Annotated in this window: 19 protein-coding genes; 10 read left to right on the top strand and 9 right to left on the bottom strand. The window is 65.6% G+C overall.

Translation table 11 applies throughout. From position 1 onward, the window contains the following. Nucleotides 1-7 precede the first annotated feature (7 nt). The gene (locus tag BXU08_RS06120; RefSeq protein WP_077509254.1) at nt 8-1,048 is read right to left on the bottom strand and encodes a rod shape-determining protein; all 1,041 of its coding nucleotides are present in this window, start codon (nt 1,046-1,048) and stop codon (nt 8-10) included. A gap of 148 nt (nt 1,049-1,196) precedes the next feature. On the opposite strand from BXU08_RS06120, the gene mutL reads away from it, so the two are divergent. Together mutL and BXU08_RS19510 are read left to right on the top strand one after the other, a co-directional pair. Continuing rightward, nucleotides 1,197-2,993, top strand: coding sequence for a DNA mismatch repair endonuclease MutL (mutL, locus tag BXU08_RS06115; RefSeq protein WP_077509253.1), 1,797 nt, complete (start codon nt 1,197-1,199; stop codon nt 2,991-2,993). Between the two features lie 6 nt (nt 2,994-2,999). After that, nucleotides 3,000-3,311, top strand: a complete 312-nt coding sequence (locus BXU08_RS19510; protein WP_150125432.1) for a hypothetical protein — start codon at nt 3,000-3,002, stop codon at nt 3,309-3,311. A 113-nt stretch (nt 3,312-3,424) separates the two neighbouring features. On the opposite strand, the gene BXU08_RS06110 is transcribed toward BXU08_RS19510, so the two are convergent. The 7 genes from BXU08_RS06110 to BXU08_RS06080 form a co-directional block, all read right to left on the bottom strand. Continuing rightward, nucleotides 3,425-3,811 (bottom strand): hypothetical protein, encoded by a 387-nt coding sequence (locus BXU08_RS06110; RefSeq protein ID WP_077509252.1) that lies wholly within the window; start codon nt 3,809-3,811, stop codon nt 3,425-3,427. Next, on the bottom strand, nt 3,812-4,414 hold the full coding sequence (locus BXU08_RS06105) for a CAP domain-containing protein (RefSeq protein ID WP_077509251.1): 603 nt from the start codon (nt 4,412-4,414) through the stop codon (nt 3,812-3,814). 342 nt (nt 4,415-4,756) lie between these two features. Then, entirely contained in the window at nt 4,757-5,359 is a 603-nt protein-coding gene (rplI, locus tag BXU08_RS06100) for a 50S ribosomal protein L9 (protein WP_077509250.1), read from the bottom strand. A 12-nt stretch (nt 5,360-5,371) separates the two neighbouring features. Continuing rightward, nucleotides 5,372-5,596: a 30S ribosomal protein S18 gene (gene rpsR / locus BXU08_RS06095; protein WP_010543816.1), complete on the bottom strand. Its 225-nt coding sequence runs from the start codon at nt 5,594-5,596 to the stop codon at nt 5,372-5,374. 14 nt (nt 5,597-5,610) lie between these two features. Continuing rightward, nucleotides 5,611-6,009, bottom strand: a complete 399-nt coding sequence (rpsF, locus tag BXU08_RS06090) for a 30S ribosomal protein S6 (protein ID WP_077509249.1) — start codon at nt 6,007-6,009, stop codon at nt 5,611-5,613. Nucleotides 6,010-6,203: 194 nt separating this feature from the next. After that, entirely contained in the window at nt 6,204-6,740 is a 537-nt protein-coding gene (locus BXU08_RS06085) for an SPOR domain-containing protein (RefSeq protein WP_171982435.1), read from the bottom strand. Nucleotides 6,741-6,870: 130 nt separating this feature from the next. Next, nucleotides 6,871-7,257 (bottom strand): RcnB family protein, encoded by a 387-nt coding sequence (locus tag BXU08_RS06080; protein WP_077509247.1) that lies wholly within the window; start codon nt 7,255-7,257, stop codon nt 6,871-6,873. Nucleotides 7,258-7,446: 189 nt separating this feature from the next. Here BXU08_RS06080 and fabD point away from each other — a divergent pair, with 189 nt between their 5' ends. From fabD to BXU08_RS06040, 8 genes are all read left to right on the top strand, one after another. Further along, a complete protein-coding gene (gene fabD / locus BXU08_RS06075) occupies nt 7,447-8,382 on the top strand; it encodes an ACP S-malonyltransferase (RefSeq protein ID WP_077509246.1) in 936 nt (311 codons plus the stop codon). A gap of 31 nt (nt 8,383-8,413) precedes the next feature. Continuing rightward, a complete protein-coding gene (locus tag BXU08_RS06070; protein WP_077509245.1) occupies nt 8,414-8,830 on the top strand; it encodes a GxxExxY protein in 417 nt (138 codons plus the stop codon). A 14-nt stretch (nt 8,831-8,844) separates the two neighbouring features. Then, nucleotides 8,845-9,582, top strand: a complete 738-nt coding sequence (gene fabG / locus BXU08_RS06065; RefSeq protein WP_077509244.1) for a 3-oxoacyl-[acyl-carrier-protein] reductase — start codon at nt 8,845-8,847, stop codon at nt 9,580-9,582. Nucleotides 9,583-9,605: 23 nt separating this feature from the next. After that, nucleotides 9,606-10,133 (top strand): hypothetical protein, encoded by a 528-nt coding sequence (locus tag BXU08_RS06060; protein WP_077509243.1) that lies wholly within the window; start codon nt 9,606-9,608, stop codon nt 10,131-10,133. Between the two features lie 101 nt (nt 10,134-10,234). Beyond that, nucleotides 10,235-10,483, top strand: a complete 249-nt coding sequence (locus BXU08_RS06055; RefSeq protein ID WP_056612581.1) for an acyl carrier protein — start codon at nt 10,235-10,237, stop codon at nt 10,481-10,483. A gap of 138 nt (nt 10,484-10,621) precedes the next feature. Then, nucleotides 10,622-11,881: a beta-ketoacyl-ACP synthase II gene (fabF, locus tag BXU08_RS06050; protein WP_077509242.1), complete on the top strand. Its 1,260-nt coding sequence runs from the start codon at nt 10,622-10,624 to the stop codon at nt 11,879-11,881. Between the two features lie 46 nt (nt 11,882-11,927). Continuing rightward, complete coding sequence (mltG, locus tag BXU08_RS06045; RefSeq protein ID WP_376787777.1) at nt 11,928-12,875, top strand: endolytic transglycosylase MltG; 948 nt, start codon at nt 11,928-11,930, stop codon at nt 12,873-12,875. 83 nt (nt 12,876-12,958) lie between these two features. Then, nucleotides 12,959-13,312, top strand: a complete 354-nt coding sequence (locus tag BXU08_RS06040; RefSeq protein ID WP_077509241.1) for a hypothetical protein — start codon at nt 12,959-12,961, stop codon at nt 13,310-13,312. Between the two features lie 8 nt (nt 13,313-13,320). On the opposite strand, the gene eda is transcribed toward BXU08_RS06040, so the two are convergent. Next, nucleotides 13,321-13,911: a bifunctional 4-hydroxy-2-oxoglutarate aldolase/2-dehydro-3-deoxy-phosphogluconate aldolase gene (gene eda / locus BXU08_RS06035; RefSeq protein WP_171982598.1), complete on the bottom strand. Its 591-nt coding sequence runs from the start codon at nt 13,909-13,911 to the stop codon at nt 13,321-13,323. Nucleotides 13,912-13,922: the final 11 nt, after the last annotated feature.

Genomic DNA, 13,922 nt, shown 5'->3' with positions numbered 1-13,922 from the left:
GCGCTCCTTAGACCTGGATGAGCACGCCGCGGAACACGGGATCCTCGAGCGCGCGCCCGGTGCCCAGCGCCACGCAGGTCAGCGGATCCTCGGCCACGGTGACCGGCAGGCCGGTTTCGTCGCGGAGCACTTCGTCCAGACCCTGGAGCAGCGCGCCGCCGCCGGTGAGCACGATGCCCTGATCGACGATGTCGGCTGCCAGTTCGGGCGCGGTGTTCTCGAGCGCGATGCGCACGCCCTCGACGATCGTGCCGACCGGCTCGCTGAGCGCTTCGGCGATCTGGCCCTGGTTGATCTGGATTTCCTTGGGCACGCCGTTGACGAGATCGCGGCCCTTGATGTGGATCGTCGTGCCGATGCCGTCCGCAGGCGGCTTGGCGACGCCGACTTCCTGCTTGATCCGCTCGGCAGTGGCTTCGCCGATCAGCAGATTGTGATTGCGGCGGACGTACGAGACGATCGCCTCGTCCATCTTGTCGCCGCCGACGCGGACGCTGGTCGAATAGGCGAGGCCGCGCAGCGAGAGCACGGCGACTTCGGTGGTGCCGCCGCCGATATCGACGACCATCGATCCGATGGGCTCGGTAACGGGCATGTCGGCGCCGATCGCGGCCGCCATCGGCTCCTCGATCAGCCACACCTGGCTGGCGCCGGCGTTCGACGCGGCATCGCGGATCGCGCGGCGCTCGACCGACGTCGAGCCCGAGGGGACGCAGATCACGATCTGCGGCCAGCGCATGAAGCGGCGCTGGCCATGAACCTTCTGGATGAAGTGCTTGATCATCTGCTCGGCGACATCGATGTCGGCGATCACGCCGTCGCGGAGCGGGCGAATCGCCTCGATCGAGCCGGGCGTTTTGCCCATCATCAGCTTGGCGTCATCGCCGACGGCCTTGACCCGCTTGACGCCGTTCAGCGTCTCGACCGCCACCACCGACGGCTCATTGAGCACGACGCCGCGCCCGCGGAGATAAACGACAGTGTTCGCAGTGCCCAGATCGATCGCCATGTCGTGCGACATGAATTTGAAAAAGCGGGAAAAAGCCATTCGTTGTTCCGTCCTGCCGATCGGGCGCCCGCCGCCGGCTGTTACGCACCAGATTTTAGCCCGTACCCTTCCGGAACGGACAAAAATCCATCTCGGTGCATGCGCTTGCGGGTCGCGGGATGCCGCCCGTTGGGCTAGACAGACTGCCATGTCAATACGCCGTCTCCCCGAGCACCTTGTCAACCGAATTGCAGCCGGCGAAGTGGTCGAACGCCCTGCCAGCGCGCTGAAAGAACTGGTCGAAAACGCCATCGACGCCGGCGCGCTGCGGATCGCCGTCCGCCTTGCCGCGGGCGGTACCGAATTGATCGAGGTTATCGATGACGGGTGCGGCATGGCGCCGCCCGACATGGCGCTCGCGCTCGAGCGTCATGCCACGTCCAAGCTGCCCGACGATGCGATCGAAGCCGTCGCGACGTTGGGTTTTCGGGGCGAAGCGTTGCCCTCGATCGCCAGCGTCGCGCGGCTTACGATCGAAAGCCGCATCCGCGGCGCCGATGGCTGGGCGCTCACGGTCGACAATGGCGATCGCGTTGCCGAGGGACCTGCGGCGCTGCCGCCCGGCACCCGCGTCCGCGTCGAGCAATTGTTCGCCCGGGTGCCGGCGCGGCGGAAGTTCCTGCGCTCGGCGCGGGCCGAATATGGCGCCAGTATCGACGTCGTAAAGCGGCTGGCGATGGCGCGGCCCGATATCGGCTTTTCGGTCGAACATGACGGCCGGCGGACCTTGTCGGTTCAGGCCGGCGAGACGCGTCCCGAGCGCGTCGCGGGGCTCACCGACCGCGATCTCGCCGGCAATAGCGTGGCGATCGACTTTACGCGCGAGAGCCTGGTGCTTGGCGGGGTTGCCGGATTGCCGACCTTCAATCGCGGCGTCGCCGACCACCAATATCTGTTCGTCAACGGCCGGCCGGTGAAGGACCGGCTGCTGGTGGGCGCAGTGCGCGGGGCCTATGCCGAGATGCTCGCGCGCGACCGCCACCCGGTGGTGGCGCTGTTCCTCGAGATCCCGGCCGACCAGGTCGACGTCAACGTCCACCCCGCCAAGACCGAAGTCCGCTTCCGCGATCCGGCGCTGGTGCGTGGGATGATCGTCAGCGGCCTGCGCCGGGCGCTGGACGACGCCGGCCACCGCAGCGCGCAGCGGCCGAGCGAGGCCGCGCTCGGGATGTGGCAGCCGGGGCAAGTGAGCGCGCCCGATCCGGAGGCGTTCGCGTGGAGCGCACCCGCAGGCTCCGCGGCGCAGCAGGACGAGCTGCGGCACTATTCCGGCCTCGCGCTCCACGATCGCCGCCAGACCTTCCTGACTCCGCCGCCCTTGGCGCGCGCCGAGGCGGCCTATGCGCCGGTCCCGCAGACGATCGATTTCCCGCTGGGCGTCGCCCGGGGACAGGTCGCCAAGACCTATATCGTCGCCGAAGCCGAGGACGGGCTGGTCCTGGTCGACCAGCATGCCGCGCATGAGCGGCTCGTCCTCGAGCGGATGCGCCGCGCGATGCAGGGGGGCAGCATCGCCAGCCAGGCGCTGCTCCTCCCCGAAGTCGTCGAGCTCGACGAGCCGGCCTGCGACCGGCTGGAAGCGCGGATTGGGGAACTGACGCAGTTCGGTCTCGAGCTCGAGCGCTTCGGCCCGCGCGCGATGCTGGTCCGCGCGACGCCTGCGGCACTGGGGCAGGGCGATGTCCACGGCCTCGTCACCGACCTCGCCGACGAGCTCGCCAGCTTCGACGAAGCGCTGTCGCTGAAGGAGCGGCTCGATCATGTCGCGTCGACCATGGCCTGCCACGGTTCGGTCCGCGCCGGCCGCATCCTCTCGGTCACCGAGATGAACGCGCTGCTCCGGGAGATGGAAGTCACTCCGCATTCGGGGCAGTGCAACCATGGCCGCCCGACCTGGGTGAAACTGGCGCACGGCGATATCGAGAAGCTGTTCGGGAGGAAGTGAGAGCGAATGCAGCAGGTTGTATCTCAGCTATTGAGTGTCGCTCCAAAAATCACGACTGATATGGGGCAGCCTAAAATGGACGAGGCTGTCGCATTGCTTGATGCTTTGTCTCACCCGCTCCCGGCTGACGATATCGCTGCGCTGATGTCTCTGCTCCCCTCAGATGGAGATGACGCTTGCGGCTTGAATTGGACGATTCTCCATTCGGTTGAGGCATCACCGCATTGGCCGCCCTGGGATTTGCTGGGCGATAGAGAAAATGAGTGGGTGGATACCTTCCTCATTCGGCTGGAGAATGCGGGAATCCGGCGATCGTAGATCTGCCGCGCTAATGCTTGCACTTGGGTGAAGCTGGCGCACGGCGATATCGAGAAGCTGTTCGGGCGCAAATGAGCGGCCTGGATGTTGAGGAAGCTACGCTTATTCAGCGCTTAGCTGGGTCGTGCCTCTTCGACCGATCCGGTCAGGGAAAATGCGGGGACCGTATATTCCTGCCATTGACCGGAATGCGCTTCGAAACCCGCAAAGACTAAAGTGCGACTTTCCACCGCCCATTCGCAAATTTCGCGCAGCGTTCCCGCATCGTCGGGAGATAGCGGATGCCACATGTCATCGCTGTATCTCCGGCAGGATATCGCGTCGTTGCTTGCGCATCGAACCGCATAGAAGTTGTTCGCGAAGCCGACTCCATCGACGTGCACACCCTGCGCCACGAACTGAATGAGACGACGGCCGGCGCGAAAATGCATGATCGGGCAGTCGGGGAAGCTGATCTTTCCAGCACTGTCTGTCGAGATATCCAGTTCACTCATCGACATTCAGTAGCGCCCGTCGGGGTTGCGGGCGAATTCGGCGACGCACATCACGCGATAGGTTTTGTGCGGGCCGCATTGTACGCCGACGAAGCGCATCTCGGCGGCGAACACGGTGCGGCGGTGTCCGCGGCCGGGCACGTCGTCGTCGACGATCAGCTGGCGGACGACTTCCACTGCCGAGGGCGGGCCATAGGTGATCGTCTCCGCGACGTACTTGCCGCCGCCGCGGCGCTGGACGCGGTCGCGTGGATCTGCGCCGTCCTTCGAATGGTGTCCGGTCGCGCCGCGTGGGCCCTGTTCGGCGACATGGTCGCCTGCTGCCCGGGCGAGCAGCGGGGCGGGGGCGAGGGGGCCGGTCGGGCGCTGCCGCTCGAGAAACGCGATCGCTTCGTCCACCGCGGCGACGCCCTCGGCGGTGCGAAGCCCCTCGGGCTTGCCGGGATAGCGGACGATCCTGCCGCGGAAATAGCGGCGATAACTGCGCAGCCGCTCGGCGTAGCGTCTGGGCTCCGTCCGCGCGAAATTGAGCTCTGAGACGATTTGGCGTTCGAGGACTCCCGCCGGCGCGGCAAGTGCTGCGGCGAGGGGAAGGAGGACGGTGAGCATCGCTGCCGTCTTTTGAGCCGCCTCAGGCTGAACGCAAGCCGAACATCGCGTTTATACTAATGCAACCTTGTGGGGTACGGCTCGTTTAATGCTCGAACCGTCGCACAAGGCTTTCTTCGATGCTAAAGTTGATGCCCATTGTCCTTGCGTTGATTCCGCTTGCTGCGGTGATCGGCGCCTGTGTTTCGTGCCCGTAACGGCACGCATTTAGCAAGCCCCCGAAACCAACTGGGCTCGCGGCACTTTGTGCGGCGGGCCTTTTTCTTTGTCTGTCAGGCAGTGCCAAAGAAAAAGGCCGCCCCGGAACCCGGAACGGCCCTTTTTCTCTGTCCGGTGAAAGCCTCAGCCTTCGGCGTTCTCGTCCTCGGCAGGCGCCGACTGCACTTCGGCAGTCGCGCCCGGCTCGGCGTTGGGATCGTAATCCTCGGTGAAGCCGGCTTCGTCCTTCTCGAACATCGCCGTCATCACGTCGACGCCTTGCGACTGCATCTCGGCTTCTTCCGGCGAGCGGGCGACGTTGACCTTGACGGTCACCGACACCTCGGGGTGCAGCGCAACCTTGATCTCGTACACGCCGATCGACTTGATCGGGCGATCGAGAACGACCTGCGCCTTGGTGACCTTGTGGCCATCGGCGGTGATCGCGTCGACGAGATCGCGGGCTGCGACTGAGCCGTAGAGCTGGCCGGTGTTCGAAGCCTGACGGATCAGCGTGACCGAAACGTCGTTGAAGTTGCCGGCTTCCTTCTCGGCATCGCTGCGGCGCGAAGCGTTGTCGGCTTCGATGCGCGCGCGATTGGCCTCGAAGACCTTGCGGTTGGCGGCGTTCGAACGAAGCGCCTTCTTGTTGGGCAGAAGGTAGTTGCGGGCGAACCCGTCCTTGACCTTCACCACGTCGCCGATGGCGCCGAGCTTCTCGACGCGCTCAAGCAGGATGACTTCCATGTGCTCTGCTCCTTACTTGACGATGTAGGGCAGCAGGCCCAGGTGACGGGCGCGCTTGATGGCCTGGGCCAGCTCGCGCTGCTTCTTCGCGCTCACCGAGGTGATGCGCGAGGGAACGATCTTGCCGCGCTCGGACACGAAGCCTTGGAGCAGACGGACATCCTTATAGTCGATCCGGGGAGCGTCCTTCGCGGAGAAGGGGCAGCTCTTGCGACGACGGAAAAATGGGCGTGCCATGATCTATATGCTCCTTATTCGCCGCCGCCGAAACCGGTGTTGCCACCAGCATCGTCGCGATCACGACGGCCGCGGCCGCGCTCGCGGTCCTGGCCCTTGCGCATCATCACGGTCGGACCTTCTTCCAGCCCATCGACCTTGACGGTCATGTAGCGGATGACGTCTTCGTTGATCTGCGTCTGGCGCTCCAGCTCGGCAACCACGCCTGCAGGCGCGTCGATCTCGAGCATCACGTAATGCGCCTTGCGGTTCTTCGCGATGCGATAGGCGAGCGAACGAAGACCCCAGGTCTCGGTCTTGACGACCTTGCCCTTATTGTCCTCGACGATCTTGGTGGCGGCTTCCGCCAGTGCGTCCACTTGCGCCTGTGCCAGATCCTGGCGCGCAAGGAACACGTGCTCGTAAAGAGCCATGCGTTTCTTCTCACTGTTGGCCGATCGCTGACGTGCACCCCATGTGCAGCGCCCCTCCGGCTGTCGTCTCAAAGCAAGCGGGGCAGAGACACGTCTCCACCCGGCTGGCGCGCCTATGCGGGCAAAGCGGTGGAAAAGCAAGGGGGCAGCTGGGGTAGAGGCTAGCTCGTCACCCCGGCTAGTGCGGATGACGACTATACGGTGGTTGCCTGCCGCACGAAGCAATCGATGCCGCTGGCCAGCGCCCGCGCGCAGAGCTCTTCGGTCTCTGTGCGCAGCGCGGGCAGGCTCTGCAGCCGATGCAACGTGCCCTCGTGCCGGATCACTGCCGGCACGCCAGCCTCGACCAGCCGTCCGCGCTGGCGTTCTGCGGCATCGGCAGAGCTGAACGCACCCAGTTGCGCCTGCCATGCCTCGCCGGGCGGGAGCGCGGCAGCCTGCTGCTCCACCGTGGCCATCGCGTGGCGTTCTGCACGCGCGCGCCGCTGCGCCTCGATCAGCGCGCCCAGCGTGACGGTCGCCGGTCGATCGACGGGTTGGTGGTGCGTGGGAGGGGCGGCATCGGTTGATGTGGTGCGCGCAGGAGCGGGACTTTGCCGCGATGCCTGCGCGATGCCGAGCACCGGCAGCACGCCGAGCAGCGGCAGGCTTGTCAGCGCGGCCACCAGATAGGGGCGACGGCGCGGGCGCTTGCGAAGGGCAATCGGGAAAGGAGTGTCGAGGTGGTTCACGCGCGGCTCGTTACGGTTAATGCTCGTTAACGCGCGAGGGGGCGATAGATCCATCCCGTCCCGAAAAGAGACGCAGAAACGGCGGAGCCCGAGGGCCCCGCCGTCCTTCCTGCCGGTGACAGGCGGGCAGTTAGCGGATCATATTGGCGAACACTGCGCCGATGATCCCGCTGGTGATCGCGACCAGCACCGCATCGTTGCCCGACTGGACATAGCGGTAGCCGCGGGGCGGCGCGCGAAGGCCGCGATACTGACGGTAGTCGATCTGCCGGTAGTTGCTGGCGTAGCGGCTGTCGAAGCGCTGGCCGCGCTGCCAGCTGCGGTTCTGGTGACCGCGGTCGTTCCGATAGCCGCGGTCGCTGCGGTGGTCGCGGTCGTTCTGGTAGCCATAGCCGCGCTGTGCGGTCTGGTGGCGGGGAGCGTCATAGCCACCGCGATGCTGCTGGGGCGCAGCGGCCATTGCCGGGGTGGCAGCGATCGAAGCGGCGACCAGGCCGAGAATGAACTTCTTCATGATGGTACTCCTCTTGTCCGCGCCGTTGCTGGCGTTGAAACCTATTTAGGAGTCGGTTGTCGCAGCCCTGTCCCGGCGCGGTGGCAAAATGGTCGCATCTTGTCGCGGACCGGCCGGGTTCGTTCAGGTTCGAGGCTTGCCCGCATCTTCCAACGGTTCTAACCCGCGCCGCCTGAACTCAAGGAGAGGCAAATGCGGGCATTCATCTTCCCTGGCCAGGGTAGCCAGGCCGTGGGCATGGGCGTCGCGCTCGCCGCCGCCAGCCCGCATGCGCGTGAAGTCTTCCAGGAAGTCGACGAGGCGCTGGGCCAGAAGCTGTCGAAGATCATGGCGGAAGGCCCGGAGGACGAGCTCGTCCTTACCGCCAATGCCCAGCCGGCGATCATGGCCAATGCCATCGCGGTGCTGCGCGTGCTCGAAAAGGACGGCGGCATCCGCCTGGCAGAAAAGGCCGATTTTGTCGCTGGGCACTCTCTGGGCGAATATAGCGCGCTGTGCGCGGCGGGGGCATTCGACCTCGCCACCACTGCGCGGCTGCTGCGCACGCGGGGCAATGCGATGCAGGCGGCGGTGCCGGTCGGCGTCGGCGCGATGGCGGCGCTGCTCGGCGTCGATCTCGACAAGGCGCAGTCGATCGCCGATGCCGCCGCGCAGGGTGAGGTCTGCACCGTCGCGAACGACAATGATCCGGGCCAGGTCGTGATCTCCGGCCATCGCGACGCGATCGAGCGCGCGCTGCCGCTGGCCAAGGAAATGGGCGCCAAGCGCGCGCTGCTGCTGCCGGTCTCGGCGCCGTTCCACTGTCCGCTGATGCAGCCGGCGGCCGATGCGATGGAGCGGGCGCTTGCCGCAGTAACCGTGCAATCGCCCCTCGTCCCGCTCTACGCCAACGTCACGGCGTCGCCGGTTGTCGATCCTGCGACGATCCGCACGTTGCTGGTCGAGCAGGTTACCGGGATGGTGCGGTGGCGGGAATCGGTGCTGGCGATGCAGGAAGCGGGGGTCACCGAGTTCGTCGAGTTCGGCGGCAAGGTCCTCGCCGGCATGGTCAAGCGCATCGCCCCGGATTGCACCACGACCAGCCTAGTCACGATGGACGACATCGAGGCGCTGGCGAAGAGCCTTTGATTTTTTCACGCGAAGGCGCGAAGACGCTAAGATGGACGACATCGAGGCGACGGCGGCGGACATCATCGATGCGGCGCTGAAGCTGCACATGAAGCTCGGCCCGGGCCTTCTCGAAAGCGTTTACGAGACGATTCTGGCCGCGAAGCTTGTCGAGCGTGGACATTCTGTGGTCCAGCAGTGCCCGATTGATATCCAATATGACGGGCTCGTCTTTCAAGCAGCCTTTCGCGCCGATATCATCGTGAATGGCCAGGTGCTAGTTGAAGTGAAGTCGATCGAGCGGCTCAATGCCGTGCATGGGAAGCAAGTGCTGACCTATCTTCGCTTGCTCAAGCAGCCCCTTGGGCTGCTCATCAATTTCGGCGGCGCCACGCTCAAGGAAGGGCTGCGCCGCATCGTCAACAACTATGAACCCTTAGCGTCTTCGCGCCTTCGCGTGAATCAATAAAGAAGGACTACCCCATGTTCGACCTCACAGGCATGACTGCCCTTGTTACCGGCGCTTCGGGCGGGATTGGTTCGGCGATTGCCAAGGCGCTTGCCGCGCAGGGGGCGCGGCTTGCGGTTTCGGGGTCGAATGCCGAGAAGCTCGAGGCGTTTCGCGCCGAACTGGGCGGGGAGCATGTCGCGCTGGCGTGCAACCTGTCGGACGGCGCCGCGGTCGATGCGCTGGTGCCGCAGGCGGTGGAGGCGCTCGGCAAGCTCGATATCCTCGTCAACAATGCCGGGGTCACCCGTGACAATCTGGCGATGCGGATGAAGAATGAGGAGTGGGACACGGTGATCCGAGTCAACCTCGAAGCCGCATTCCGCCTGATGCGCGCCGCCGCCAAACCGATGATGAAAGCGCGCTATGGCCGGGTGATCTCGATCACGTCGGTGGTCGGCGCGACCGGCAATCCGGGCCAGGTCAATTACGCCGCGTCGAAGGCGGGGTTGGTCGGTATGTCCAAGGCGCTGGCGCAGGAACTCGCCAGCCGCAACATCACGGTCAATTGCGTCGCTCCCGGCTTCATCCGATCGGCGATGACCGAGGTGCTGCCCGAGGCGCAGAAGACGGCGCTGCTGACGCGTATTCCTGCGGGCGACCTCGGCAGCGGCGAGGATATCGGCGCCGCGGTGGTCTATCTCGCCAGCAAGGAAGCGGGTTATGTCACCGGCCAGACCTTGCATGTGAACGGCGGGATGGCGATGCTCTGAGCCCCGGGGCTGGAGTGACTGTCATGCGTATCATCGGACTGGCCGCCTTGTTCGTGCTCGCGGCACCTGCGCACGCCGCCGATCTCGCGACGATCGATTGCGTCGCGGGCAAGCTGAGCGCCGCGACCACGGCGAAGCTTCACGCCGATGTCTCGCGCAACATGGCCGAGAGCGGCAAGCGGCCGAGCTATGATCCGGCGGTCGGGGGGGGCCTCGCCAGTGCGTCGGCTGCCTGCGGGCTGGAGCATGACTGGTCCGAAGCGGCGATAAAGGCCGCGCGCGTCTATACGCTGGCGAAGCTCGGCCTGTCGGTTGCCGAGCGCGTGATCGGCGAGCGCGGCTTCGAGGCGGCGGCGCTGGAGGACCGTTTCCAGGTGCTGCCCGAGGAAACGCGCAATCGGCCGCTCACCTCCGCGGAGAGCCAGGAGCTGATCAAGGGCTCGGTGACCGAGGAAGCGAAGCAGACTCGCGAGAACGCCGAACTGCTCGCCGAATATTTCGCCTTCCTCAGCACGATCCAATATGCGAGCTTCGACTTTTCGCAGGGTTGAACGTTACGGCCATGAGGCGTGCCCCCTTGCAACGGCACCAGCGGCATTCTAGGTGCGTTCACAACGGAATTCAGAGCCCCAGACAAAGGAAAACAGGGACTATGGCCAACCAGGAAGAGATCACCCAGCGCGTTGCCGCGCTCGTCGTCGACCATCTCGGCGTAGACGCCGGCGAAGTGAAGCCCGAAGCGAGCTTCATCGACGATCTGGGTGCGGACAGCCTCGACATCGTCGAGCTGGTCATGGCTTTCGAGGAAGAGTTCGGCGTCGAGATCCCCGACGACGCAGCCGAGAAGATTACCACGGTCGGCGACGCGGTCTCGTACATCAGCGAGCACCAGGAAGGCTGATTGCCCTCCGGCGACCTGCCCAAATGGGCCGGCACTGCCATTCAGCGGCTTCCCGTCCGGGCTCGCAAGAGAGGGCGGGGAGCCGTTTCGTTTTGAGGGACCATCGTCCCGCCGATAGAAGTTGACGGAGAGAACGCCATGCGCCGTGTAGTCGTAACCGGCCTTGGGCTCGTCACCCCCTTGGGTGCCGATGTCGAGACGGCCTGGAAGAACATCATCGCCGCCAAATCCGGCGCGGCCACGATCACGCGCTTCGACGCGACCGATTTTCACACCAATTACGCGTGTGAAGTGAAGGCGCCGGACCATGAATATGGCTTCGATCCGGGCAAGCGCGTCGATCACAAGATCCAGCGCCAGGTCGATCCGTTCATCATCTACGGCATCGATGCCGCCGGCCAGGCGATCGAGGATGCCGGGCTGCTCGACATGGACGAGGAAACGCGGTTCCGCGCGGGCTGCTCGATCGGCGCCGGCATCGGCGGGCTTCCGGGCATCGAGAGCGAATCGCTCGTGCTCGCCGAAAAGGGCCCCAAGCGCGTCTCGCCGCACTTCGTCCACGGGCGGCTTATCAACCTGATCTCGGGCCAGGTCTCAATCAAATACGGGCTAATGGGTCCCAACCACGCCGTGGTCACTGCCTGCTCGACCGGCGCGCATTCGATCGGCGACGCCGCGCGGATGATCGCGATGGACGATGCCGATATCATGCTCGCAGGCGGCGCCGAGGGCGCGATCTGCCCGATCGGCATCGCCGGCTTCGGCCAGGCGCGCGCGCTGTCGACCAGCTTCCGCGATGATCCCACCCGCGCCAGCCGTCCCTGGGACCAGGACCGCGACGGCTTCGTCATGGGCGAGGGCGCCGGCGTGGTCGTGCTCGAGGAATATGAGCACGCCAAGAAGCGCGGCGCCAAGATCTACGCCGAAGTCATCGGCTATGGCCTGTCGGGCGACGCCTATCACGTCACTGCGCCGCATCCCGAGGGCTCGGGCGCGTTCCGCTCGATGCAGATGGCGATGAAGAAGTCGGGCCTCGACTTCAGCGACATCGATTACATCAATGCGCACGGCACTTCGACGCCGCTCGGCGACGAACTCGAGCTTGGCGGCGTGCGCCGCCTGTTTGGCAGCGCGATCGAGACGCTGTCGATGAGCTCGACCAAGTCGGCGATCGGCCACCTGCTCGGCGGCGCCGGCGCAGTCGAATCGATCTTCTGCATCCTGGCGCTGCGCGACCAGATCGTGCCCCCGACGCTCAATCTCGACAATCCGAGCGAGAATTGCGCGGGTGTCGACCTGGTCCCGTTCAAGGCCAAGGAGCGCAAGGTGAAGGCGGTGCTCAACAACAGCTTCGGCTTTGGCGGCACCAATGCCAGCCTGGTGATGAAGGCTGTCTGACCCCGTGCCTCCGCGTCGTCCGCGGAGGCGGGCAGGCGGCTGCGCGATCTTGCTTGTGCTGCTGCTGGCAGTGGCGGCGGGGTTCGGCGTGCTCCAGCTCTGGGCTGGCAGCGGGCCTTCGCGGGCCAACATGACCGTGCTGATCCCCGAAGGCGCCAGCCTCAGCCGCGCGGCGACCGAATTGGAGAAAGCCGGTGCGATCCGCTCGGCGGGGCAGTTCCTGCTGCTCTCGAAGGTACTGGGCGGCGGCAAGTCGATCAAGGCAGGCGAATATCGCGTGCCGGCCGGGCTCAGCCAGTCGGACCTGCTCAAGATGCTGCAGGGCGGACAGACGCTCCAGCGCTTCGTGCGGGTGCCCGAAGGCACGCCGTCGATCCTCGTCTACGAGACGCTGATGAAGGCGCCGCAACTGGGCGGTCCGGTTAGCGTGCCGGCCGAGGGATCGGTTCTGCCGGACAGCTATGCCTATAATCGCGGCGATACCCGCCAGGGCGTGCTCGCGCGCATGCAAAAGGCGATGGACGTTTATCTCGCCAAGGCGTGGGAGAAGCGCAAGCCGGGCATCGCAGTCAGCACGCCGCAGGAGGCGCTGGTCCTTGCCTCAATCGTCGAGAAGGAGACCGGCAAGCCCGAGGAGCGGCGGACCGTCGCGGCAGTCTATTCGAACCGGCTGCGCGTCGGCATGATGCTTCAAGCCGATCCGACGATCATCTACCCGATCACCAAGGGCAAGCCGCTGGGCCGCCGCATCCTCCAGTCGGAGCTTCGCGCCAAGACTGCGTACAACACCTATGCGATGACCGGCCTGCCGGCAGGGCCGATCGCCAATCCGGGCAAGGAATCGATCGACGCGGTGCTCGATCCGGCGCAGTCGAGCGCGCTGTACTTCGTGGCGGACGGCACCGGCGGACATGTGTTCGCCGACACGCTCGAACAGCACAATGCCAATGTACAGAAATGGTATGCCCTGCGGCGGGCGCGCGGGGAAATGTGACCGCCTGACTTGCTTGCTTTAACTCACGATACCTGCACATTCAGGAATATCTGCGCGAACGCGGACAGTGCAGGAGAGAAGGCATGATCATTCGCACCCTCGGGCTCGGCCTGTTCGTGATGGCCGCCACACCTCCGGCCATCGCGCAGGATGCGCCCAGCGCTGCCAAACCGGCCAGTTCGACGGCGACGGCACTAATCGTACAGAGTTGCCCAAGCAGCGTCGTCACTACCGCCTCGGACAGTTCGGCACAGCCTGCGACCGCCAAGCCCGCGCCGGGCGGCAAGGTCTCCGTTCAGGATCTGAGCCTCAGAACTGCGTCCGCCGCGCCGGCGCCGACCGGCAAGGTATCGGTGCAGGACATGCATCGCGCGGTGCCCAGCCAGTCATCAAGCAGTTCATCGACCTGCGCGGCGCCGGCAGCGCCGACGCCGTAGGCTAGAGATCAGCCGCGCAACCCGGCGGCTTCGCGCGCGAGCGTCTCGACTTGCTCGACGCTTGCGCCCTTGGGCGTGATCCAGCTGCCGCCGACGCACAGCACCGGATCGAACGCCAGCCAGTCCGGCGCGGTCGCCAGGCTGACGCCGCCGGTGGGGCAGAACTTCGCCTGATAGAAGGGCGCGGCCAACGCTTTGAGCGCCTTGAGCCCGCCCGACGTCTCGGCGGGGAAGAACTTGAAGTGCGTCAGCCCCAGATCGAGCCCGCGCATGATGTCACCGGCATTGGCGATGCCCGGCAGGAACGGCACGCCGCTGGCGATGATCGGCTGGGCGAGCTTCTCGGTCAGGCCCGGCGAGACGATGAACTCGACATCGGCGTCCATGACCTGCTTGAACTGATCGGTATTGACGACGGTGCCGGCGCCGACGATCGCGCCTTCGACCTTCTTCATCTCGGCGATCGCCTCGATCGCCGCGCCGGTGCGCAGCGTCACTTCGAGCACGCGCAGCCCGCCCTTGACCAGCGCCTCGGCGAGCGGACGCGCAGTCGCAGCGTCCTCGATCACCAGCACCGGGATGACCGGGGCAGTGCGCATGATATCGGCAA

The organism is Sphingomonas sp. LM7, assembly GCF_002002925.1.
GTDB lineage: Bacteria > Pseudomonadota > Alphaproteobacteria > Sphingomonadales > Sphingomonadaceae > Sphingomonas.
The sequence above is the reverse complement of the archived record's forward strand: the minus strand, read 5'-3'. Positions and strand labels throughout refer to the sequence as shown.